The sequence below is a fragment of the Pantoea sp. AN62 genome (assembly GCF_050432985.1).
GTDB classification, from domain to species: Bacteria; Pseudomonadota; Gammaproteobacteria; order Enterobacterales; family Enterobacteriaceae; genus Pantoea; species Pantoea brenneri.
The window spans coordinates 251,127-272,591 of sequence record NZ_JBNPYB010000006.1 but is presented as its reverse complement, the minus strand read 5'-3'; the positions used below and the strand labels follow the sequence as shown (position 1 = coordinate 272,591).

At 56.4% G+C, this 21,465-nt stretch carries 19 protein-coding genes, 2 tRNA genes and 2 rRNA genes; 15 read left to right on the top strand and 8 right to left on the bottom strand.

What is annotated here, in order from left to right; all coding sequences use genetic code 11:
* The 4 genes from FHW04_RS09765 to FHW04_RS09750 form a co-directional block, all read left to right on the top strand.
* A 23S ribosomal RNA gene (locus tag FHW04_RS09765) occupies window positions 1–206 on the top strand; the annotation flags it as partial.
* 99 nt (window positions 207–305) lie between these two features.
* Window positions 306–421 (top strand): 5S ribosomal RNA (rrf, locus tag FHW04_RS09760).
* Between the two features lie 99 nt (window positions 422–520).
* A tRNA-Asp gene (locus FHW04_RS09755) sits at window positions 521–597 on the top strand.
* Between the two features lie 8 nt (window positions 598–605).
* Window positions 606–681 (top strand) — tRNA-Trp (locus FHW04_RS09750).
* A gap of 117 nt (window positions 682–798) precedes the next feature.
* Here the strand turns inward: FHW04_RS09750 and hdfR are convergent.
* Window positions 799–1,632 (bottom strand): HTH-type transcriptional regulator HdfR, encoded by an 834-nt coding sequence (gene hdfR, locus FHW04_RS09745; protein ID WP_031377324.1) that lies wholly within the window; start codon window positions 1,630–1,632, stop codon window positions 799–801.
* Between the two features lie 120 nt (window positions 1,633–1,752).
* On the opposite strand from hdfR, the gene FHW04_RS09740 reads away from it, so the two are divergent.
* Window positions 1,753–2,091, top strand: coding sequence for a DUF413 domain-containing protein (locus FHW04_RS09740; protein WP_031377325.1), 339 nt, complete (start codon window positions 1,753–1,755; stop codon window positions 2,089–2,091).
* Window positions 2,092–2,116: 25 nt separating this feature from the next.
* Here the strand turns inward: FHW04_RS09740 and FHW04_RS09735 are convergent, their stop codons facing one another.
* Window positions 2,117–3,637, bottom strand: coding sequence for a YifB family Mg chelatase-like AAA ATPase (locus tag FHW04_RS09735; protein WP_089561896.1), 1,521 nt, complete (start codon window positions 3,635–3,637; stop codon window positions 2,117–2,119).
* A gap of 330 nt (window positions 3,638–3,967) precedes the next feature.
* Between FHW04_RS09735 and ilvL the strand changes: the two genes are divergently transcribed.
* From ilvL to ilvA, 6 genes are all read left to right on the top strand, one after another.
* Window positions 3,968–4,066 (top strand): ilv operon leader peptide, encoded by a 99-nt coding sequence (gene ilvL, locus FHW04_RS09730; RefSeq protein ID WP_082097622.1) that lies wholly within the window; start codon window positions 3,968–3,970, stop codon window positions 4,064–4,066.
* A gap of 150 nt (window positions 4,067–4,216) precedes the next feature.
* Complete coding sequence (gene ilvG, locus FHW04_RS09725; protein WP_031377327.1) at window positions 4,217–5,863, top strand: acetolactate synthase 2 catalytic subunit; 1,647 nt, start codon at window positions 4,217–4,219, stop codon at window positions 5,861–5,863.
* Window positions 5,860–6,117 (top strand): acetolactate synthase 2 small subunit, encoded by a 258-nt coding sequence (gene ilvM, locus FHW04_RS09720; RefSeq protein WP_008926359.1) that lies wholly within the window; start codon window positions 5,860–5,862, stop codon window positions 6,115–6,117. Before ilvG ends, ilvM begins: the two co-directional genes overlap by 4 nt.
* An 18-nt stretch (window positions 6,118–6,135) precedes the next feature.
* Entirely contained in the window at window positions 6,136–7,065 is a 930-nt protein-coding gene (locus tag FHW04_RS09715) for a branched-chain amino acid transaminase (RefSeq protein WP_089561895.1), read from the top strand.
* 62 nt (window positions 7,066–7,127) lie between these two features.
* On the top strand, window positions 7,128–8,978 hold the full coding sequence (gene ilvD / locus FHW04_RS09710) for a dihydroxy-acid dehydratase (RefSeq protein WP_031377329.1): 1,851 nt from the start codon (window positions 7,128–7,130) through the stop codon (window positions 8,976–8,978).
* A gap of 1 nt (window position 8,979) precedes the next feature.
* Window positions 8,980–10,527, top strand: a complete 1,548-nt coding sequence (gene ilvA, locus FHW04_RS09705; RefSeq protein WP_031377330.1) for a threonine ammonia-lyase, biosynthetic — start codon at window positions 8,980–8,982, stop codon at window positions 10,525–10,527.
* Here the strand turns inward: ilvA and ilvY are convergent, their stop codons facing one another.
* The gene (gene ilvY, locus FHW04_RS09700; protein ID WP_031377331.1) at window positions 10,528–11,409 is read right to left on the bottom strand and encodes an HTH-type transcriptional activator IlvY; all 882 of its coding nucleotides are present in this window, start codon (window positions 11,407–11,409) and stop codon (window positions 10,528–10,530) included.
* Between the two features lie 163 nt (window positions 11,410–11,572).
* Here ilvY and ilvC point away from each other — a divergent pair, with 163 nt between their 5' ends.
* A complete protein-coding gene (ilvC, locus tag FHW04_RS09695; RefSeq protein WP_031377332.1) occupies window positions 11,573–13,048 on the top strand; it encodes a ketol-acid reductoisomerase in 1,476 nt (491 codons plus the stop codon).
* A 110-nt stretch (window positions 13,049–13,158) separates the two neighbouring features.
* Complete coding sequence (locus FHW04_RS09690; RefSeq protein ID WP_158215716.1) at window positions 13,159–13,809, top strand: hypothetical protein; 651 nt, start codon at window positions 13,159–13,161, stop codon at window positions 13,807–13,809.
* A gap of 48 nt (window positions 13,810–13,857) precedes the next feature.
* Here FHW04_RS09690 and FHW04_RS09685 read toward each other — a convergent pair whose 3' ends face one another.
* The 3 genes from FHW04_RS09685 to FHW04_RS09675 all read right to left on the bottom strand — a co-directional run bounded on the left by FHW04_RS09685 (window position 13,858) and on the right by FHW04_RS09675 (window position 17,425).
* Window positions 13,858–15,189 (bottom strand): MFS transporter, encoded by a 1,332-nt coding sequence (locus FHW04_RS09685; protein WP_089561894.1) that lies wholly within the window; start codon window positions 15,187–15,189, stop codon window positions 13,858–13,860.
* Window positions 15,190–15,466: 277 nt separating this feature from the next.
* Entirely contained in the window at window positions 15,467–16,480 is a 1,014-nt protein-coding gene (gene yhjD, locus FHW04_RS09680) for an inner membrane protein YhjD (RefSeq protein ID WP_031377334.1), read from the bottom strand.
* A gap of 45 nt (window positions 16,481–16,525) precedes the next feature.
* Window positions 16,526–17,425 (bottom strand): LysR family transcriptional regulator, encoded by a 900-nt coding sequence (locus FHW04_RS09675; protein ID WP_031377335.1) that lies wholly within the window; start codon window positions 17,423–17,425, stop codon window positions 16,526–16,528.
* A 115-nt stretch (window positions 17,426–17,540) separates the two neighbouring features.
* Here FHW04_RS09675 and FHW04_RS09670 point away from each other — a divergent pair, with 115 nt between their 5' ends.
* Window positions 17,541–18,299, top strand: coding sequence for an SDR family NAD(P)-dependent oxidoreductase (locus FHW04_RS09670; protein WP_089561893.1), 759 nt, complete (start codon window positions 17,541–17,543; stop codon window positions 18,297–18,299).
* A 45-nt stretch (window positions 18,300–18,344) separates the two neighbouring features.
* Here FHW04_RS09670 and FHW04_RS09665 read toward each other — a convergent pair whose 3' ends face one another.
* Window positions 18,345–19,193, bottom strand: a complete 849-nt coding sequence (locus FHW04_RS09665) for a PhzF family phenazine biosynthesis protein (protein ID WP_031377337.1) — start codon at window positions 19,191–19,193, stop codon at window positions 18,345–18,347.
* Window positions 19,194–19,301: 108 nt separating this feature from the next.
* Between FHW04_RS09665 and FHW04_RS09660 the strand changes: the two genes are divergently transcribed.
* The gene (locus FHW04_RS09660) at window positions 19,302–19,925 is read left to right on the top strand and encodes a glutathione S-transferase family protein (protein ID WP_031377338.1); all 624 of its coding nucleotides are present in this window, start codon (window positions 19,302–19,304) and stop codon (window positions 19,923–19,925) included.
* Here FHW04_RS09660 and FHW04_RS09655 read toward each other — a convergent pair.
* Window positions 19,892–21,379, bottom strand: a complete 1,488-nt coding sequence (locus tag FHW04_RS09655) for a PLP-dependent aminotransferase family protein (protein WP_046289383.1) — start codon at window positions 21,377–21,379, stop codon at window positions 19,892–19,894. The two genes, FHW04_RS09660 and FHW04_RS09655, sit on opposite strands and share 34 nt — an antisense overlap.
* Window positions 21,380–21,465: the final 86 nt, after the last annotated feature.

Below are 21,465 nucleotides of genomic sequence, written 5' to 3'. Positions count from 1 at the left end.
CATGCCAATGGCATTGCCCGGTAGCTAAGTGCGGAAAAGATAAGTGCTGAAAGCATCTAAGCACGAAACTTGCCCCGAGATGAGTTCTCCCTGACCCTTTAAGGGTCCTGAAGGGACGTTGAAGACGACGACGTTGATAGGCCGGATGTGTAAGCGCAGCGATGCGTTGAGCTAACCGGTACTAATGACCCGTGAGGCTTAACCTTACAACGCCAGAGGCGTTTTGAGAGACGAAAGATTTTCAGCCTTGTTCATAACGGATTGAGCCGTGCGGCCCCTGGAGGCGGCGCGGACAACAGAATTTGCCTGGCGGCTGTAGCGCGGTGGTCCCACCTGACCCCATGCCGAACTCAGAAGTGAAACGCCGTAGCGCCGATGGTAGTGTGGGGTCTCCCCATGCGAGAGTAGGGAACTGCCAGGCATCAAATTAAGACCAGCACGCTGGTCGTGACCACTCCGGTGACGCGGAGCGGGCGAAACACCTGAGGTCCGCAACAGCGGACCTCAGTACAGAATCGGTGGAGCGGTAGTTCAGTTGGTTAGAATACCTGCCTGTCACGCAGGGGGTCGCGGGTTCGAGCCCCGTCCGTTCCGCCACCCTATTTAGGGGCGTAGTTCAATTGGTAGAGCACCGGTCTCCAAAACCGGGTGTTGGGGGTTCGAGTCCCTCCGCCCCTGCCAGAAAACGATCCTTTGCTTCGGCAAAGGATTTTTTTTGCCTGTAAAAAGCCAAAAACAAAAAACCAGCTAAAACGCACTGGCTTTTGACGCGTATTTATCACCCTTCCTGCTGTTAATTCAGCTGTTTTGCCTCACCAGAACCGGAAACTTCAGCAGCTGACGTATATGCGCTTGCTGATCGCTGTTCTGCAACCAGACGGCATAAAGAGGGCGTACCGCCACTGGCGTATCGGGAATGACCATCAGTTCACTGTAAAGGCTGTGCCAGAAGTCAGGCAGAAAGGCACACGCTCCGGTGGTGTGTAACAGCTCTCGTGTTACATGCGCCGATGTCGTGGTCAGAACCGGCACGTCATCTCCGCCTGAGAGATAGCTCTCATGCTGATGAAAATCCGCCCCCCACTCCAGCTTAATATAATCATACTTCTCACGTTTCTCACTCTGGCGAGCGCAAAACAGCGCCAGTGAGATATGGCCAATTTGCTGGCTGGTCAGTTCATCCATTTTAGGAGCTTCGGTGGTGATCAGCAGATCCAGCTGACGCTCATGCAACTGCTTAACCAGCAAATGACGCTGTGCTACACGGGCTTCTAAATGCAGGCTCTCCCGGTTCTCATACAGCGTCTGCAGCCACGGAGTGAGATAAGCCTCCCAGAGCGAAGCACTGGCCCCAATCGACAGCTCATGATGCTGCTGAGTGTGGGAGACCTCCTTCTTAGCCATCAGCCAGGTACTCATCAGACTCTCAGCGTAAGGCAACAGCCGTTCACCCGCTGCCGTCAGCCGTATGTTGTTGCGATGTCTGGTAAAAAGGTTAACACCAAGCTGATTTTCCAGCTGACGGATGCGAAAACTGACAGCAGATTGCGTGAGGTAAAGTGCTTCCGCAGCACGCCCGAAATGGCGTGTGCGGCTCACTTCCAGGAAAGTCTTCAGTAATTCCGTATCCACAGCGTTCTCCCAAAAATTGTTTGTCGTATAGATTTAAATGTTTTGTTTTACACTCTGTCAAGCCTATCTAATACTCCGCGCCATAAATAGTAAGGCTTAATAGAATCAGGAGCGTGTAACATGGCGGAAAGCTTCTTAACCGAAAATCGTTTCTTTGATAACAAACATTACCCGCGTGGATTTTCACGTCACGGTGATTTTACGATTAAAGAAGCCCAGCTTCTTGAACGCCACGGTTTCGCCTTTAATGAGCTTGATTTATCAAAGCGTGAACCTGCAACAGAAGAAGAACGGTTATTTATCGAAGTGTGTCGTGGTCTGCGTGAGCCGCAAACAGAAGCTGAGCGTGTATGGACCAAATACATCACACGCATTAAGCGTCCGAAGCGTTTTCACACTCTGTCTGGCGGGAAACCGCAGATGGATACTGTCGAAGACTTCAGCGACAGCGACGACTAATAAAAAAGGGGCTTATGCCCCTTTTTTATTGCAGGCTGTTATGCAGATGGATCATTAACCGGTCAATGCTGCGATAGCTCACCGCCTCCTGCAAATGCGTACGGTTTATCGCTGCTTCTCCTGCCAGATCGGCCAGCGTACGGGACACTTTCAAAATTCGCTGCCATGCCCGTACCGACAAACCCAGCTTCTCCAGCACCGACTCCAGCCATTCAGCATCTTCTTTGCCAATCTGGCACCAGCGCAGAATTTCTGCATTGTTCAAATGAGCATTAATCTTGCCTGACCGCGCCAGCTGGATCGCGCGTGCGGCGACGACCCGTTGACGCACCGTCGCTGATCCTTCAGCCGTCCGGCGCTGTTTACTCAGCATCCCACTGGGCAGCAGCGGCACCTCCAGTGACAGATCAAAGCGATCCAGAAAAGGCCCGGACAACTTACTGAGATAACGCAGCACCTGCTGAGGCGAGCAGCGATTGTGTTGTCCCTGATAATGTCCGGTGGGACTGGGATTCATCGCGGCAATCAGCTGAAACCGCGCCGGGTAGGTCACTTTTGCCCGGGCACGGGAAATGGCAATCAGCCCCGATTCTATCGGTTCGCGCAGCGAGTCGAGCACCTTACGATCAAATTCCGGTAATTCATCTAAAAACAGCACACCATTATGTGCCAGAGAGATTTCACCAGGCCGGGGTAACGAGCCGCCACCAATCAGGGCATAGAGTGAGGCACTGTGATGAGGCGACCTGAACGGCCTTGTGCGCCACTGTCGATGTGAAAGGTGGCTGTTGACCAGGCTGGCAATCGCCGCGCATTCCAGTGCTTCCTGATCGCTTAAGGGCGGCATGATACCTGGCAGTCGGGTCGCCAGCATGGTTTTGCCAGTGCCGGGCGGGCCAATCAGCAACAGGTTATGCCCACCCGCGGCGGTAATTTCTAACGCTCTGCGACCCTGCTGCTGACCAATAATGTCAGCCAGATCGTCTCCAGGCGCTTCTGGCTGGTCGTCAGGATAGGCGGCGACCGGTAACACGAGCTGATTATGCAAAAAGGCGCATACCTCACTGAGGTGCGAGGCAATCAGTGATGCGCCCTGACGAATCAGTCCGGCATCGGCCTGGTTTTCGCGTGAGAGCACCAGTTGTCGCCCGGCCTGCATCGCTACCATCGCCGCGGGAATCGCGCCCTGTACACTGCAGAGCGCGCCATCAAGGGCAAGCTCACCCAGAAACTCATAGCGGGTCAGCTTGTCCGCAGGGAGCTGTTCAGAGGCAACCAGAATGGCAATCGCCATGGGCAGGTCATACCGTCCGCCTTCTTTGGGTAAATCCGCCGGTGCCAGGTTGATGGTGACCCTTTTAGCTGGAACGACGAATCCGCTATTGATGATGGCGCTACGTACCCGTTCACGTGCCTCTTTTACCGTGGTCTCTGGCAGACCGACCAGCGTCAGCGCGGGCAGACCATTGCTGATATGCGCTTCGATAGTTACCAGGGGGGCGTTGACCCCCAGTGCAGCCCGGGTCAGAACTTTTGATAATGACATACTCGCTCCTTAAGGCTGCCAGTCTGCGGTCAGCCAAAAAGAAAAGCGAAAGCGTGATGAGCCTTATGCGGGGTGAAGCACAGCAGAACGGTAATCGTTGCATACCGTGACAAAACGCCACGGGACTGCGCGCAAATTCAGCAAAATATTATTACGTCACTAAAGTGATGAATATTTATCATCCGGAAATTATTTGTTTTATTACAAACCGATAGGGCAATGCTTACGCCCGGTGGCGGAAAAAAGCAGACGAAAAATGTTGTGCTGATGCCCCTGACTATGTTAACTCTGTAGGCATTACTTCGAACACGTAAAAGAATTGAATAACACATGAAAGCCCTTCTACAAGTGATTAGCCTAGTTGTGATTAGCGTGGTGGTGATTATTAACCTACCGTGCGGGGCTACGCTTGGAGAAAGAAAGGCTTAAAAATCAAGCCTCGAATCCGAAAAAACCCCCGCACCGAAAGGTCCGGGGGTTTTTTTTCGACCAGGCAAAATATCAGTAAATCCACAAGGAACAAACAATGAACAGTAGCATAAAATTCTGTTGTTCCGGTCAGGACACAGGAGAATAGCGATGACAGGTGCACAGTGGGTAGTTCAGGCTTTACGCGCGCAGGGTGTCGATACCGTATTCGGTTACCCTGGCGGCGCCATCATGCCGGTATACGACGCGCTCTACGATGGCGGCGTGGAACACCTACTGTGTCGTCATGAGCAAGGCGCTGTGATGGCTGCGATTGGTTATGCGCGTTCGACCGGTAAAACCGGTGTCTGCATTGCGACCTCCGGACCTGGCGCAACCAACCTGATCACCGGTCTGGCCGATGCGATGATGGACTCGGTACCGGTTGTGGCGGTAACCGGCCAGGTCTCTTCCGCCTTCATTGGTACTGATGCCTTTCAGGAAATCGACGTGCTGGGCTTATCCCTGGCCTGCACCAAACACAGTTTCCTGGTCGAGTCGTTAGATGAGTTGCCCGCAATCATGGCTGAAGCATTCGCCCTGGCACAGTCGGGACGTCCGGGTCCGGTACTGGTTGATATTCCTAAGGATATTCAGATTGCGCAGGGGGAGCCTGGGCCGCATCTGGTGCCGGTAGAAGAGGGGATGGATCTGCCACATCAGGCGATTGTCGAAGCCCGCGCGCTGATGGCGCAGGCAAAAAAACCGATGTTCTATATCGGTGGCGGCGTCGGGATGGCGCAGGCGGTGCCGGCGCTGCGTGCGCTGGCTGAAGAAACCGGCATCCCTGCCGTAGCAACCCTGAAAGGGCTGGGCAGCGTCGATGCAGACAGCGAACTCTATCTCGGCATGCTGGGTATGCACGGTACCAAAGCGGCCAACCTGGCGGTGCAGAGCTGCGACTTACTGATCGCGGTCGGTGCGCGCTTTGACGACCGGGTGACCGGCAAGCTGGATACCTTCGCTCCTCACGCCAGCGTCATTCACCTCGATATCGATCCGGCCGAGCTGAACAAATTACGCCGCGCCCACGTCTCACTGCAGGGCGACCTTAATCATTTGCTGCCAGCGCTGAGCCAGCCGTTGCATATCGACGCCTGGCGCAACGAAGTGAAAGCGCTCAAAGCCAGCCACAGCTGGCGCTATGACCATCCAGGTGACGCCATCTATGCGCCACTGTTGCTGAAGCAGCTCTCCGATCGCAAGCCTGCCAGCGCGGTGGTGACGACCGACGTCGGTCAGCACCAGATGTGGGCAGCGCAGCATATGGCGTTTAGCGCGCCAGAGAATTTCATCACCTCCAGCGGCTTAGGCACCATGGGATTCGGCTTACCGGCCGCGATTGGTGCGCAGGTCGCCCGACCGCAGGACACCGTCATCTGTGTCTCTGGCGATGGCTCAATCATGATGAATATTCAGGAACTGGGCACCATCAAACGCGGCAAGCTGCCGGTCAAAATCGTACTGCTGGATAATCAGCGTCTCGGTATGGTCCGCCAGTGGCAGCAGCTGTTTTTCGATGGTCGCTACAGCGAAACCAATCTGTCCGATAACCCCGATTTCCTGACGCTGGCCAGCGCCTTCAATATCCCCGGCCAGCGCATCACCCGTAAAGAACAGGTCGACGCCGCACTTGATGCTCTGCTGAACAGCGAAGGTCCTTACTTCCTGCATGTTGCAATTGATGAGCATGAAAACGTCTGGCCACTGGTACCGCCGGGTGCCAGCAATGCAAACATGATGGAGAAAACCGTATGAACCAGCACCAATTGTCTATCGAAGCCCGCTTTCGCCCTGAAATATTGGAGCGCATCTTACGCGTGGTGCGTCACCGCGGTTTTCAGGTTTGCTCAATGAACATGGCTTCAGTGGCCAACGCTGAAAACATTAATATCGAAATGACCGTTGCCAGCCAGCGCTCCGTCGATTTACTGTCTTCGCAGTTAAGCAAACTGATCGATGTCGCCTGCGTTCAGATTCAACAACAGACAACACAACAAATCCGCGCCTAGCCGCGAGAGGGAATAAAAATGAGCACGAAGAAAGCAGACTTTATTTGGTTCAATGGCGAGATGGTTAAGTGGGAAGAGGCGAAGGTTAGCGTCATGTCCCACGCGTTGCACTATGGTACGTCGGTATTTGAAGGCGTGCGCTGCTACGACTCTCACAAAGGACCGGTTGTGTTCCGTCATCGCGAACACATGCAACGTCTGCACGACTCCGCCAAAATCTATCGTTTCCCGATTAAAAGCAGCGTTGATGAGCTGATGGAAGCGTGCCGCGAAGTCATTCGCGTCAATAAACTGAAAAGTGCCTATATCCGTCCGCTGGCGTTCGTCGGTGATGTGGGACTGGGCGTGAACCCGCCAGAAGGTTTCAGCACCGATGTAATCATTGCCGCCTTCCCATGGGGTGCTTACCTCGGTGCCGAAGCGCTGGAAAATGGTATCGATGCGATGGTGTCTTCATGGAACCGCGTAGCCCCGAATACCCTGCCAACAGCGGCTAAAGCGGGTGGTAACTACCTCTCCTCATTGCTGGTGGGCAGCGAAGCCCGTCGTCACGGCTATCAGGAAGGCATCGCACTGGACACCAACGGCTACATCTCGGAAGGCGCCGGTGAAAACCTGTTCGAAGTCAAAGATGGCATTCTGTTCACTCCGCCATTCACTTCTTCAGCGCTGCCAGGCATCACCCGCGATGCCATCATCAAACTGGCGATCGACATGGGTATCGAAGTGCGCGAGCAGACGCTGTCACGCGAATCGCTCTATCTGGCGGATGAAATCTTCATGTCCGGTACCGCAGCAGAAATCACGCCGGTACGTAGCGTTGACCGTATCCAGGTTGGCGAAGGCAAGCGCGGCCCGATTACTGCCCGTATCCAGCAGGCCTTCTTTGGTCTGTTCACTGGCGAAACCGAAGACAAATGGGGCTGGTTAGATCCGGTAAACCCGTAATCAGATTCAGCGCGGGCGTTATCTGACGCCCGCGAGCCTATTCTTACTGGAGTAAATAGAGCATGCCTAAGTACCGTTCCGCCACTACCACCCACGGCCGTAACATGGCGGGTGCCCGTGCCTTATGGCGCGCGACAGGAATGACCGACGACGATTTCGGTAAACCGATTATCGCAGTGGTTAACTCATTCACCCAATTTGTACCTGGCCACGTTCATTTGCGCGATCTCGGCAAACTGGTCGCCGAGCAGATCGAAGCGTCAGGCGGTGTGGCCAAAGAGTTCAACACCATCGCGGTGGACGACGGTATTGCCATGGGTCATGGCGGCATGCTGTATTCACTGCCTTCGCGTGAGCTGATTGCTGACTCCGTCGAGTACATGGTCAACGCGCACTGCGCCGACGCCATGGTCTGCATCTCTAACTGCGACAAAATCACTCCGGGAATGCTGATGGCGTCGCTGCGCCTGAATATTCCGGTGATCTTTGTATCCGGCGGACCGATGGAAGCGGGTAAAACCAAGCTTTCCGATCAGATCATCAAGCTGGATCTGGTTGACGCAATGATTCAGGGTGCCAACCCGAACGTCAGCGACGCCGACAGCGAGCAGATTGAGCGTTCAGCCTGCCCAACCTGCGGCTCCTGCTCCGGTATGTTCACCGCCAACTCGATGAACTGTCTGACCGAAGCGCTTGGCCTGTCACAGCCTGGCAACGGCTCCCTGCTGGCGACCCACGCCGATCGTAAAGAGCTGTTTATCAACGCCGGTAAACGCATCGTCAGCCTGACCAAACGCTACTATGAGCAGGATGACGTCAACATGCTGCCGCGTAACATCGCCAACAAGGCCGCTTTTGAGAACGCCATGATGCTGGATATCGCCATGGGCGGGTCCACCAACACCGTGCTCCACCTGCTGGCAGCCGCACAGGAAGGCGAAATCGACTTTAATATCTCCGACATCGATCGCCTGTCACGCAAAGTGCCTCAGCTGTGTAAAGTGGCACCAAGTACGCCGAAATATCACATGGAAGATGTGCATCGCGCGGGTGGCGTCTTCGCCATTCTCGGCGAGCTGGATCGTGCCGGCCTGTTCGACAGCAGCGCCCGTAATATCCTGCAGCAGACCATGCGTGAAACGCTGGATCAGTACGACATCATGCTAACCAAAGATCAGGCGGTAAAAGATATGTTCCGCGCGGGTCCGGCGGGTATTCGTACCACCCAGGCGTTCTCGCAGAATTGCCGCTGGGATACGCTGGATGACGATCGCGCAGAAGGCTGTATTCGCACCCGCGAGCACGCTTATTCACAGGATGGCGGCCTGGCCGTGCTGTACGGCAACATCGCGGAAGATGGCTGCATCGTTAAAACTGCCGGCGTAGATAAAGAGATCCTCACCTTCAGCGGTCCGGCCAAAGTCTATGAAAGCCAGGATGATGCGGTTGAAGCGATTCTGGGCGGTAAAGTGGTGGCGGGCGACGTGGTGGTGATCCGCTACGAAGGGCCTAAAGGCGGCCCTGGCATGCAGGAGATGCTCTATCCGACCACTTATCTGAAATCGATGGGTCTGGGCAAGAGCTGCGCGCTGATCACCGATGGCCGTTTCTCTGGCGGTACCTCTGGTCTCTCCATCGGTCACGCCTCGCCTGAAGCAGCCAACGGCGGCACCATTGCACTGGTCAAAGATGGCGACACCATCGAAATCGATATCCCTAACCGCGGCATCAAACTGGCCGTGCCGGATAACGAACTGCATGCCCGCCGTGAAGAGCAGGAAGCGCGCGGTGATGCGGCGTATACGCCGATCAATCGTCAGCGTGAAGTCTCCTTTGCACTGCGTGCCTACGCATTACTCGCGACCAGTGCTGACAAAGGTGCCGTCCGCGATAAGAGCAAGCTGGGAGGCTAAAATGGCCGAGTCTCAACCGCTACCCGAGGCGCCCTGCGGCGCCGAGTATTTGCGCGCCGTGCTGCGTTCGCCGGTGTATGAAGTGGCACAGGTAACGCCGCTGCAGGTTATGGAAAAAATTTCATCGCGTCTGGGCAACACCATTCTGGTGAAGCGTGAAGATCGTCAGCCGGTGCACAGTTTCAAACTGCGCGGGGCTTACGCGATGATCGCCGGACTGAACGAAGAGCAAAAAGCGCGCGGCGTGGTGACGGCATCAGCCGGCAACCATGCGCAGGGTGTGGCGCTCTCCGCCAGCAAGCTGGGCATTAAATCGCTGATTGTGATGCCGCTGGCGACAGCAGATATCAAGGTTGATGCGGTGCGCGCATTTGGCGGTGAGGCTTATTTGTTTGGCGCCAATTTTGACGAAGCGAAAGCCAAAGCGATTGAGCTGTCAGAGCAGCGCGGCTACACCTTTGTGCCGCCGTTTGACCACCCGGCCGTGATTGCCGGGCAAGGCACGCTGGCGATGGAGCTGTTGCAACAGGATGCACATCTGGATCGGGTGTTTGTCCCGGTTGGTGGCGGCGGACTGGCGGCTGGTGTGGCGGTATTAATTAAGCAGCTGATGCCGCAAATCAAAGTGATTGCGGTTGAGTCTGAAGATTCCGCCTGCCTGAAAGCGGCGCTGGAGGCCGGCCATCCGGTCGATCTGCCGCGCGTCGGGCTGTTCGCTGAAGGCGTCGCGGTCAAACGGATTGGCAGCGAAACCTTCCGGCTGTGTCAGGCCTATATCGACGACATCATTACCGTCGACAGTGATGCGATCTGCGCTGCGATGAAAGATCTGTTCGAAGATGTGCGGGCCGTAGCGGAACCTTCTGGCGCGCTGGCGCTGGCGGGCATGAAGAAGTATATCCAGCAGCACGACATCAAAGGCGAACGGCTGGCGCACGTCTTATCGGGCGCTAACGTCAATTTCCACGGTCTGCGTTACGTTTCTGAGCGCTGCGAGCTGGGCGAACAGCGCGAAGCGCTGCTGGCGGTGACCATTCCGGAACAGCAGGGCAGCTTCCTGCGGTTCTGTCAGACGCTGGGCGGACGGTCGATTACCGAGTTCAACTACCGCTATGCCGATGCCGACAAAGCCTGCATTTTTGTTGGCGTGCGGCTGACCCGCGGTCTGGAAGAGCGCAGCGAAATCATCAGCCAGCTCACCGACAGCGGTTATCAGGTGGTTGATCTTTCGGATGATGAGATGGCCAAGCTGCACGTGCGTTATATGGTCGGCGGACGGCCTTCCAAGCCGCTGCGTGAACGACTGTTCAGCTTTGAATTCCCGGAAGCGCCAGGCGCCTTGCTGAAATTTCTGCAAACGCTCGGTACCCACTGGAATATTTCGCTGTTCCACTACCGCAGCCACGGTACTGACTACGGTCGCGTACTGACGGCGTTTGAGCTGGGTAACGATGAGCCACGCTTTGAGGAGCATCTTACCGACCTGGGTTACGACTTTCACGACGAAACGCAGAACCCGGCATTCCGCTTCTTCCTGGCGGGCAGCTGATTACAACTGGCTCCAGAAAGCACTGATCAGCGGCTCGCCGAGCCGCTTTTTCTGCACGCAGACACCGAGTTCAAACGGTGCCACCGATTCAACATTCTCCAGCATCATGACGCGGTTACGCACCGGTTCCGGACTATTCTCCAGCACCACGTCCGGCAACAGGGCGATACCGCATCCCAGCGCCACCATGGAAACAATCGCCTCATGGCCGGATACCGTGGCGTAAATTAACGGATTCGCAATGCGATGACGGCGGAACCACAAATCGATACGCCGGCGCGCCGGCCCCTGCTCCGGCAGGATAAACGGGATTTGCGACCATTCCGGCAGCGCCTGAGTGGCCTGAGTCCGCACCGCGCAGGGTAACGCTGGCGCGATCAGCACCAGCGGAATCAGCCCGAGCGGCATAAAATCGATGCTGGCCGGTAAGGTTTCAGGCCGTCCGGCAATCGCCAGATCGGCTTCGCCGGTGTGCACTTTCTCTACCGCATCGGCGGCATCACCGGTGTTAAGTTTGATTTCTACCTGCGGGTGCTCGGCACGAAAACGGTCGAGGATCGGCGGCAGGTGGCTGTAGGCTGCGGTCACCGAGCAGAACAGGCGCAGCTCGCCGCTGAGCGACGGGCCGTTGAGATCCATCACGTGGCGCAGCTGCTGATATTGCAGCAGCGTCTGCTGAGCAAACTGGCGCAGGCGTTCGCCCGCTTCTGTCAGCGTGACGGTGCGGTTATCACGCAGAAACAGCGCATGTCCGACATCCTCCTCCAGCCGCTGAATCTGGCGCGAGAGCGTGGAGGGACTGACGTGCATCGCACGCGCCGTGCGGCCGAAGTGACAGCTTTCGGCCAGATGAAGAAACAGTTTCAGATCTCGTAAATCCATATGCGCGTCGCCTTAACGTGATGTTGCATTTATTGCAATGTGACGTTGTTAATATATCAATTTAAGCAACAGAATTCCTGTCATATGATGGGGTCATTCGCGGCGCTGCACTACACGCCGTCCCTGAACAAAAAAAAGCAAACACAACCTCACTGGAGTACCCATGGCTAACTATTTCAACACATTGAACTTGCGCAACCAGTTAGCGCAATTAGGTAAATGTCGTTTCATGGCACGCGAAGAATTCGCCGATGGCGCCAGTTTCCTGAAAGGCAAAAAAGTCGTTATCGTTGGCTGTGGTGCGCAGGGCCTGAATCAGGGTCTCAACATGCGTGATTCCGGTCTGGACGTCGCCTATGCACTGCGTGCTGAAGCGATTGCGGAGAAACGCCCTTCATGGCGCAAAGCGACCGATAACGGTTTCAAAGTGGGTACGTACGAAGAGCTGATCCCGCAGGCGGACCTGGTCGTTAACCTGACGCCGGACAAGCAGCACTCTGCGGTGGTTCAGGCGGTTCAGCCCCTGATGAAAGATGGCGCCGCGCTGGGTTACTCTCACGGTTTCAACATCGTGGAAGTGGGTGAAACCATCCGTAAAGATATCACCGTAGTGATGGTCGCGCCGAAGTGCCCGGGCACCGAAGTGCGTGAAGAATACAAACGTGGTTTTGGTGTGCCGACGCTGATCGCGGTTCACCCGGAAAACGATCCTAAAGGCGAAGGCATGGCGATTGCCAAAGCCTGGGCCGCAGCGACCGGTGGCGATCGTGCTGGCGTGCTGGAATCTTCCTTCGTGGCAGAAGTAAAATCTGACCTGATGGGCGAGCAGACCATCCTGTGCGGCATGCTGCAGGCGGGTTCACTGTTATGCTTCGACAAGCTGGTGGCGGAAGGGACCGATCCGGCCTACGCCGAAAAACTGATTCAGTTTGGCTGGGAAACCATTACCGAGTCGCTGAAGTTCGGCGGCATCACGCTGATGATGGATCGCCTTTCTAATCCGGCAAAACTGCGGGCTTATGCGCTGTCAGAGCAGCTGAAAACCATCATGGCGCCGCTGTTCCAGAAGCATATGGATGATATCATTTCGGGTGAGTTCTCTTCCGGCATGATGGCTGACTGGGCCAATGACGATAAAAACCTGCTGACCTGGCGTGAAGAGACCGGCAAAACCGCTTTCGAAACGGCCTCGCAGTATGAAGGTAAAATCGAAGAGCAGGAGTACTACGACAAAGGCGTATTGATGGTAGCGATGGTTAAAGCGGGCGTTGAGCTGGCGTTTGAAACCATGGTCGATGCCGGCATTATCGAAGAGTCTGCCTACTATGAATCACTGCATGAGCTGCCGCTGATCGCGAACACCATCGCCCGTAAGCGCCTGTATGAAATGAACGTGGTTATCTCCGATACCGCTGAATACGGCAACTACCTGTTCTCATTCGCCGCGGTGCCGTTGCTGAAAGAGTTCATGACCACGCTGCAGCCGGGTGACCTGGGTAAAGCGGTTGAAGGAACGCAGGTAGATAACGCGCAGCTGCGTGACGTCAACGAAGCCGTTCGCCAGCATCCGATTGAAGCGGTCGGCCGTAAACTGCGTGGCTATATGACTGACATGAAACGCATCGCTGTTGCGGGCTAATTAGCGTCACCACCGTTTTCAGCAAAACAAACCCCGGCTTGCCGGGGTTTTTTTGTTTATCAATCGATGGGCACCTCCTGTAGACGTGCCTATGGTCTGGCCGCTTCACTGTGAAACCGTGGCTGTACAAGCAACACGGTCAGATCGGAAAGACGCAAAATCCGCCTTTCCTGGTACGCCTGGCTCGCGCGATTACGCATCTCATCCCTGAGTGCACCCGTCACCGGGGCAATGACTGGCGTTTTTTTCGCGGGTACGGGATGTTTTCCTCCTCTACCCGTATTGCCTGCGCATTGAGTTTATTCGTTGCGGCCAGAATTACCCTGATTGGGTTTGTCAGCCATCTGAAGCGTTCCGCTGACCGCCTGAAACGTATGCCGAAGTCAACGCGATGGGCGCATACGCCTGTAGCAAAGCATCGCGGGCCAAGGACAAAAACGCCGGGAGCGTTTTTGAACAACGCAAAGCGTTGGCCCGTTTACGGGCGCACCTCAGGGATGAGGTGCGTAATCGCCCGCGCTGAGCATGCCAGGGATGGCGTCTTTTGCGTCTTTGCGAAAGGCGTATGCGCCCTGAGCCTGCGCACTAACCTCAACACGACGCCTTTAGTCCTGAGCCAGCGCACTAACCTCAACACGACGCCTTTAGCCCTGAGCCAGCGCATTAATCTCAACACGACGCCTTTAGGGCTGCGCATTAACCTGAGCCTTCAGCCTGCCGTTTTTCTACCTGATGATGCCAGCGCCAGGCGAGAGCCATAAAAAAACCCGGCGGCTGCCGGGTTTTTCACTGACCTTCATACAACGGGATTAGACGTCATACAGCGTCTGATTGCGCGTCTCTTTACAGGCGATCAACGCAATCAGCGTCAGCACCGCCATCGAAGCCAGATAGAACCCTACCGCCTGCAAACCGTAATTCGCATTCAGCCAGGTGGCGATATAGGGCGCGACAGAGGCACCGAGAATCGACGACAGGTTATAGGAAAACGATGCGCCGGTATAACGCACTTCAGTCGGGAACAGCTCCGGCAGCAGCGCGCCCATCGGACCAAAGGTCAGGCCCATAATGCTCAGACCCAGCAACAGAAACGCCATCACCAGCGCCTGCGATCCTGAACCGAGCATCGCCGGGAACAGAAACGAAAAGGCGATAATCATCAGCGTAATGGTGATCATCGTCTTACGGCGACCAAAACGGTCAGCCAGCAGCCCGGCAATCGGCACCATCACGCCAAAGCCAATCACGGCTAACATCAGCATCCACAGCATACTGTTACGCGGAATACCCAGTCCGGCCGGTGCCGGCGTGGTGCCATAACTCATCGAGTAGACGGTCATGATGTAGAACAGGGTATAGGTCGCCAGCATGATAAAAGTGCCGAGAATGGTGGCAGTCAGATGCTTATTCAGCAGCGCGGCAATCGGTACCCGCACCTGCTTTTTCTCTTTCTGCACTTTGGCAAACACCGGACTCTCATGCAGCGACACGCGCACATACAGGCCGATCAATACCAGCACCGCAGAGAGAATAAACGGCACGCGCCAGCCCCACTGCATGAACTGCTCATCGGTCAGCAGCCATGACAGCAGCAGGAAGGTACCGTTAGCGAAGAAGAAGCCAATCGGCGCGCCAAGCTGGGGGAACGACCCATACAGTGCACGCTTCTTCGCCGGGGCATTTTCGGTGGCCAGCAGCGCCGCGCCGCCCCATTCTCCGCCGAGCCCCAGACCCTGACCGAAACGTGCCAGCGCCAGCAGCAGCGGAGCCAGCACGCCAATGGTTTCATAACCCGGCAGCAGACCGATCACCACGGTCGAGATCCCCATGGTCAGCAGCGAGGCGACCAGGGTTGCTTTACGGCCAATGCGATCGCCAAAGTGACCAAACACGGCCGAACCAATCGGACGCGCAATAAACGCGATCGCAAAGGTCGCCAGTGACTGTAGCGTGGCGACGGTGGCGTCACCCTGCGGGAAAAAAATGTGCGGGAAAACGATCACCGCGGCAGTGGCATAAATATAAAAATCGAAGAACTCAATGGCCGTACCGACCAACGAGGCGATCACCACTTTGCTGCGCGAATTAACCGGCGTGGGGTCCTGTTGCTTGTCGAGTGTTTCTGAGATGGAGGCTTGCATAACTGTTTCTTATTTGTAAATACAGATAAAGAATCTTACGCACCTGCCAGACGTCATTCAATGCTGAAACCCGCGTCGTTACTGGCTTCGCCGGGCAAAGAGAGGATAATTTCTGTCGTCCGGGGAATGTCGGAGGATGCCGGGGTAAACCGGGCTAAATCTGGCGGGATACTCTACGAAAGGGCTAAATAAAAGTGACCCCTCAGCTATTCATCCTGTTATGTGGATAAAAAATAGCCTCGGGGTGATATTTTCCGCTGTTGTTAACCGCTGATGATTATTGCGGGTGAGAAGGGCGACCCGCCTGTGGCATTTGCGGATCGTCTTTATATTTTGCAGTAGCGATCCAGGCGGCACAGAACAGCGTCAGGCGGGCGAAGAAATAGAAGAACGCCATCAGACCGAGTACCGAGCCAAACGCCGCGCCAGACGGCGAGGTCGCCAGCTTCGGCAGCGTCAGCGTCATGACAAATTTGATCACTTCGAAACCGACCGCCGCCAGCAGCGTACCGCGGAACAGCGCTTTCTTGCGCGGCTTGTGACGCGGCAGGATCCAGAAAATCCAGAGGAACAGCAGGTAGTTAGCCAGCACTGAAATCGAGGTGGCGATAATGGTCATTGCCGGGCGGAGCCAGTCGATGCCGTCCAGTCCCAGTGCGCTGACAATCATCGCCTGTGCCGAACCGGCAACCGAGGTCAGCGACAGCGTAATCACCAGCGCCAGCATCAGGCCGGTCAGCGACAGGAAATCGCGGATATAGCGTTTCCAGATTTTCTCCTTATCGTCGGGTTTGCGCTCCCACACGTCGCGCGACTGGGCCCGGATCGCTTCCCGCAAATTCCCCATCCAGTTAAGTCCCGAATAGAGCGCCAGCAGTAACCCGGTAATACCGACGGTAGCGCGCTGCTGAATCGCGGTATTGACGGTATTTTTCAGGGTGGTAGCCAGCGTCGGATCGCTGATGCTGCTGACGATTTTGTTGATGATATCGGTCAGCAAATCCTGATTCGATGCCAGCACAAAACCCACGGCGGCAAACGAGACCATCAGAATCGGGATCAGCGATAAAAAGGAGAAGTAGGTAATCGCTGCGCCAAACTGGCTGCCGAGCCGATCGTTAAACCGTTCCAGCGCGCGGATAAAATGCGCCACCGCCGGAATCGCCTGAAACCAGGCGGCAAAACGCGAAACGCGCACAATCGATTGGTCAACAGAAGGGTTGCCGGTTTTAATATCGATCAGCGGTTTTGGCGGCTGCGTATCCTGTGGATTTTCCTGCTTGTCTGTCATAGACCTTCACTGTCCTGTTTATCATTAAAATCAAAGTATAGCCGCTCAGGTGACGTACTCCTGTAGTACCTGACTCAGCCACTCCATAAATACCCGCACCCGTCGGGCGACATTGCGCCGATGCGGATAGAGCAGGTGGATCGGCATCGGCCTGGCGGGAAAATGGTGCAGTACTTCAACCAGTTCACCCTGCTCCAGCAGCTTCTGAATGCCGATCGCCGGCACCTGAATAATGCCTAAGCCGGCCAGACAGGCGGCGCGGTAGGTCTCGGTGCTGTTCACCGTCACTACGCCACCGGTGTGCACATAGTGGCACTGCCTGCCGTCAAAATATTCAAACCCTGGCGACGGCTGACCCAGTTGCTGGCTGTAATGCACCATGGCGTGCTGCGACAACTCTTCCAGCCGGATCGGTCTGCCGAAGCGCGAAAGGTAGCCAGGGCTGGCGCAATTGATCAAGGTGTAAGTCCCAATTTTTCGTGCAATTAAACCTGAATCTTTCAGCTCGCCGACCCGAATCACGCAGTCAAATCCTTCGCGGATCACATCGACCTGACGATCGCTGCTGCTCAGTTCAATCTCCACGCCCGGATAGTGCTGTAAGAACTCCGGCAGTCGCGGCAGGATAAAGCCGGTCGCCATCGCCACTGACATATCGACCCGCAGTTTGCCGCTGAGCGTGGCGGGATCGTGCTGAAACAGGCTGTCCATATCGTCAATCATCGACAGCAAATCAAGACAGCGATCGTAATAGACCAGCCCATCCTGCGTCAGCTGCACCCGGCGGGTGGTGCGATGCAACAGGCGGGTCGCCATCTGATTTTCCAGCGCCTGAATCTGCCGCGACACGCTGCCTTTGGGTAAACCTAAACTTTCTGCGGCGCGGGTAAAACTGCCCATTTCGGCAACCCGAACAAACACCTGCATTGCGTGAATTTTATCCATGTTGTGCACCGATTGTTGTTCTTATTGAAACAGTGATCTCTATTTCGATCTGTTTATAGATCAATTATTCAGGAATATCTTTAAACCGTGTTCAATTTTCCAACAGGTGTGCAACATGAATCATAAAATTGCGTTGATTACCGGAGCAAACCGCGGTTTAGGCCGCAATGGAGCGTTAAAACTGGCTGCCAGAGGCGTTGATATCATTCTGACCTATCGCAGTCACGCTGACGAGGCACAGGCGGTGGTGAAAGAAATTGAAGCGCTGGGTGCCCGCGCAGTAGCGCTGGCGCTGGATGTCGGTGAAAGCAGCCGCTTTGATGCGTTTGTTGAGCAGGTCCGCCAGCAGCTTCAGCAGTACTGGCAGCGCGAGCAGTTTGACTATTTAGTGAACAACGCCGGTCATGGCCATTACAAAGCCTTCACCGACACCACCGAACAGGAGTTTGACGCGCTGGTTAACGTCCATTTTAAAGGACCTTACTTCCTGACGCAGAAGCTGCTGCCGCTGATTCAGGATGGCGGGCGCATCCTCAATATTTCCAGCGGCCTGACGCGGCTGGTGTATCCGGGTTCCAGCACCTACGCGGCGATGAAAGGAGCGATGGAGGTCCTGACGCGTTATCAGGCGAAAGAGCTGGGCGCGCGGCGGATCCGCGTCAATATCCTGGCACCTGGCGCGATTGAAACCGACTTCGGTGGCGGTCGGGTGCGTGATACCAAAGAGCTTAACCAACAGATCGCCGGCCTGACCGCGCTGGGTCGGGTGGGATTGCCGGATGACATCGGTGACGCCATCAGCGCCATTCTGAGTGACGAAACCGGCTGGATCACCGCCCAGCGTATCGAAGCGTCTGGCGGCCAGGGGATTTAATCGCCGGCGGCCTGGCGGACAGCAAATCCACCGGGCCGCGGCGTGTCAGAGTGAGATGGTGCCGTCAATCACCGTCACGGTATTACCGCCAATCCAGATTTCATCCCCGGCAAAAGTGACCTGCACCCGACCCGCGCGTTGCAGTACGGTGCCCTGACGCACCCGGTAATCCGTGGTCTGGCCGGCCGCCGCAAAGTAGCGGGCCAGACAGGCATTGGCGCTGCCGGTGATCGGATCTTCGGTCAGGCTGCCATATTCAACCAGCAGGCCGCGCACTTCATACTGCTCACTTTCGCCCTGCGGCAAACGGCCAAAGGGCATCACACCCGTCACGCCTGCGTGTTTAATCAGCCGCTGCAGATCGCTGACGTTGGGCTGAAGCGCCAGCACCGCGTCGGCGCTGACCATCGGCACCAGCAGCCAGCGAATCCCCATATCCACCACCGTCGGGCTTTGGGTCAGATCGAACGCGTCGCTGTTTAACGCATTGCCCATCAGGGCGTCCTGCCATGGCGTAATGGTGGCCGCCGGCGCGGCAAACGCCAGCGCGCCGTCTGCGGCAATCTTGATCCGCACGTTACCGACGCCGCACTCCTGCACAATTTCGCCCGGCGTCCGGGTTGGCCAGCCTGCTTCCAGCAGCGCATGCGCGGTGCCGAGCGTCGGATGACCGGCAAACGGCAGTTCACCCTCGACGGTAAAAATGCGCACCCGATAATCGGCCTGGGCATCCTGTGGCGGCAGCACAAAGGTGGTTTCCGACAGGTTGGTCCAGCGGGCGATGGCCGCCAGCTGGCTGTCGCTTAACCCCTGTGCATCCATGATCACCGCCAGCGGATTACCGTTAAAGGCGGATGAGGTAAACACATCGACTTGCTTAAACGCGACCTTCATTGTCACTCCTTGCTTATTGTGGTCAGAATGGCCTTTTCTCTGCCGGATGATTGCTTATAGCAGGTAACAGGACTATGAATAAGTTAAAGATTTCACTGGAGACTGTGAATGTTAACCATCCTCGGACGTACCTCTTCTATCAACGTGCGCAAAGTGTTGTGGCTCTGCGACGAGCTTGACCTCGATTACCTGCGGGAGGAGTGGGGCGATGGCTTCCAGTCAACCCACTCACCTGAATTTATGGCACTTAACCCGAATGCGATGGTGCCGGTGCTGAAAGATGACGATCTGGTCATCTGGGAATCCAACGCCATCCTGCGCTATCTGGCAAACGCCTATGGCGGCGAATGGCTCTACCCGATCCATCCGCAATCGCGGGCACCGATCGATCAGTGGATGGACTGGCAGTCTACCGAGCTCAACACCTCATGGCGCTACGCTTTTATGTCACTGGTGCGTCACTCGCCGGCCCATCAGGACCCACGCCTACTGGCGGCAGCCTGCAAAGGCTGGTCGCATACCATGAGCATTCTCAACCAGCAACTGGAAAAAACCGGCCGCTACGTCGCCGGACGTAACTTCACCCTGGCGGATATTCCGATTGGCCTGGCGGTGAACCGCTGGTTTGAAACGCCGCTCGACCATCCTGATTATCCGGCGGTGCGCCACTATTACGAGCGCCTGACCGAGCGCCACGGCTACACCGTCTGGGGCCGCAACGGCACGCCGTGATCCTCGCCAGCGGGCAGGCCGGCTAGCTCGCAGGCTATTTCACCGGCGCGGCGGATTGCCCAGCTGTAGCGATCGTCAAACGGATAGCAGCAGGAGAGACGCAGCGCGTGGTTGTAGCGTTCACTGAGCGAGTAAAGGGCACCAGGCGTGACGCAAATCTGCTCCTGCAACAGCCGGTCAAACATCTCGGTAGTATTGACGCCGCCCGGCAGTTCGACCCAGAAGACAAAGCCACCGCGCGGCAGCGTGGCGCGGGTGCCCTGCGGGAAGTGGCGGGCGATTAACCCGCGCGCCTGATCCAGATTGGCGGCATAGCGACGGCGCAGGGTGCGCAGATGGTGATCATAGCCACCGTTAGCCAGGAATTCCGCCAGCGTTTCTGACAGCAGCGCCGATTCCGCCATCGATGACACCGCTTTTAACCGGGCAATGGCGCTGTGGAAGCGTCCGGCGGCGATCCAGCCGATACGAAAATCGGGTGCCACGGTTTTGGTAAAGCTGGTGCAGTAGAGCACCCAGCCATCGCGATCAAAAGCTTTTACCGCCGGTGAAAGCGGCCAGTCGAACTGCAGTTCGTCATACAGTCCATCCTCAATCAGCGGAACGTGGTAAGTATTCACTAACTTCGCCAGCCGCTTCTTGTTTGCCAGCGACATGCAGTAGCCAAGCGGATTCTGGGCGCTCGGCATGGCGATTAACGCCTTAATACGCTGCTCCTGTAGCAACATCTCCAGCGCATCCAGCGACAGGCCATGCTGTGGATCGGTCGGGATTTCCAGCGCCTTCAGGCCCAGCGACGCCAGCAGCGGAAACAGAAAGAAGTAGGTCGGCGACTCCAGCCCGACGCAGTCACCGGGTTGCGTCACGGCACGCAGCGCCAGCTGCAACGCCTCCATGCAGCCGTGGGTCAGGGTGATCTCATCGGCGGTCAGTGTCTGTCCGGCGTGCAGCGCCCGCCGCGCGATCTCCTCCCGTAAGCGCTCACTACCGGGCGGAAGCGCATAGCGCCCAATCATATTGGGATGACGGCGCAGCAGCGCGGCGGTTATCCGGCCAATACGCGCCGCAGGAAACAGCTCACTATCCTGCGGGCAGGCCAGCGAAATATTGATGTAGTCGGGATGATTCTGGGCGGCAAACACCTTATCGATCAGGTCGAGTTTTTCACTGCTGGGATCGCGAACCCGGGCTTTATGCGGATCGTGCCGGGTCACCGCCGGCAGCACACCGCGCACGTAGTAGCCCGACTGTGGACGCGCCTCAATCAGGCCGCGATCTTCCAGCAGCTGCCAGGCATTCAGCACGGTATTGACGCTGACCTGATGCGATTGCGCCACGCGCCGGATGGCGGGCAGGCGTTTGCCGGGCTTCAGCGTGCCCTGATGGATAGCCTCAGCGAAGTTGTCAGCCAGCTGCTGATAGAGACGCTGATCGGGTAAAGGAGCAAGGGACACAATAGCCTCCGGACGCGATGGGTACAATTGCTGTTAATCGAAACTGTAACCATCACAATAGTGATTTTGTGTCACTGTTACCATTC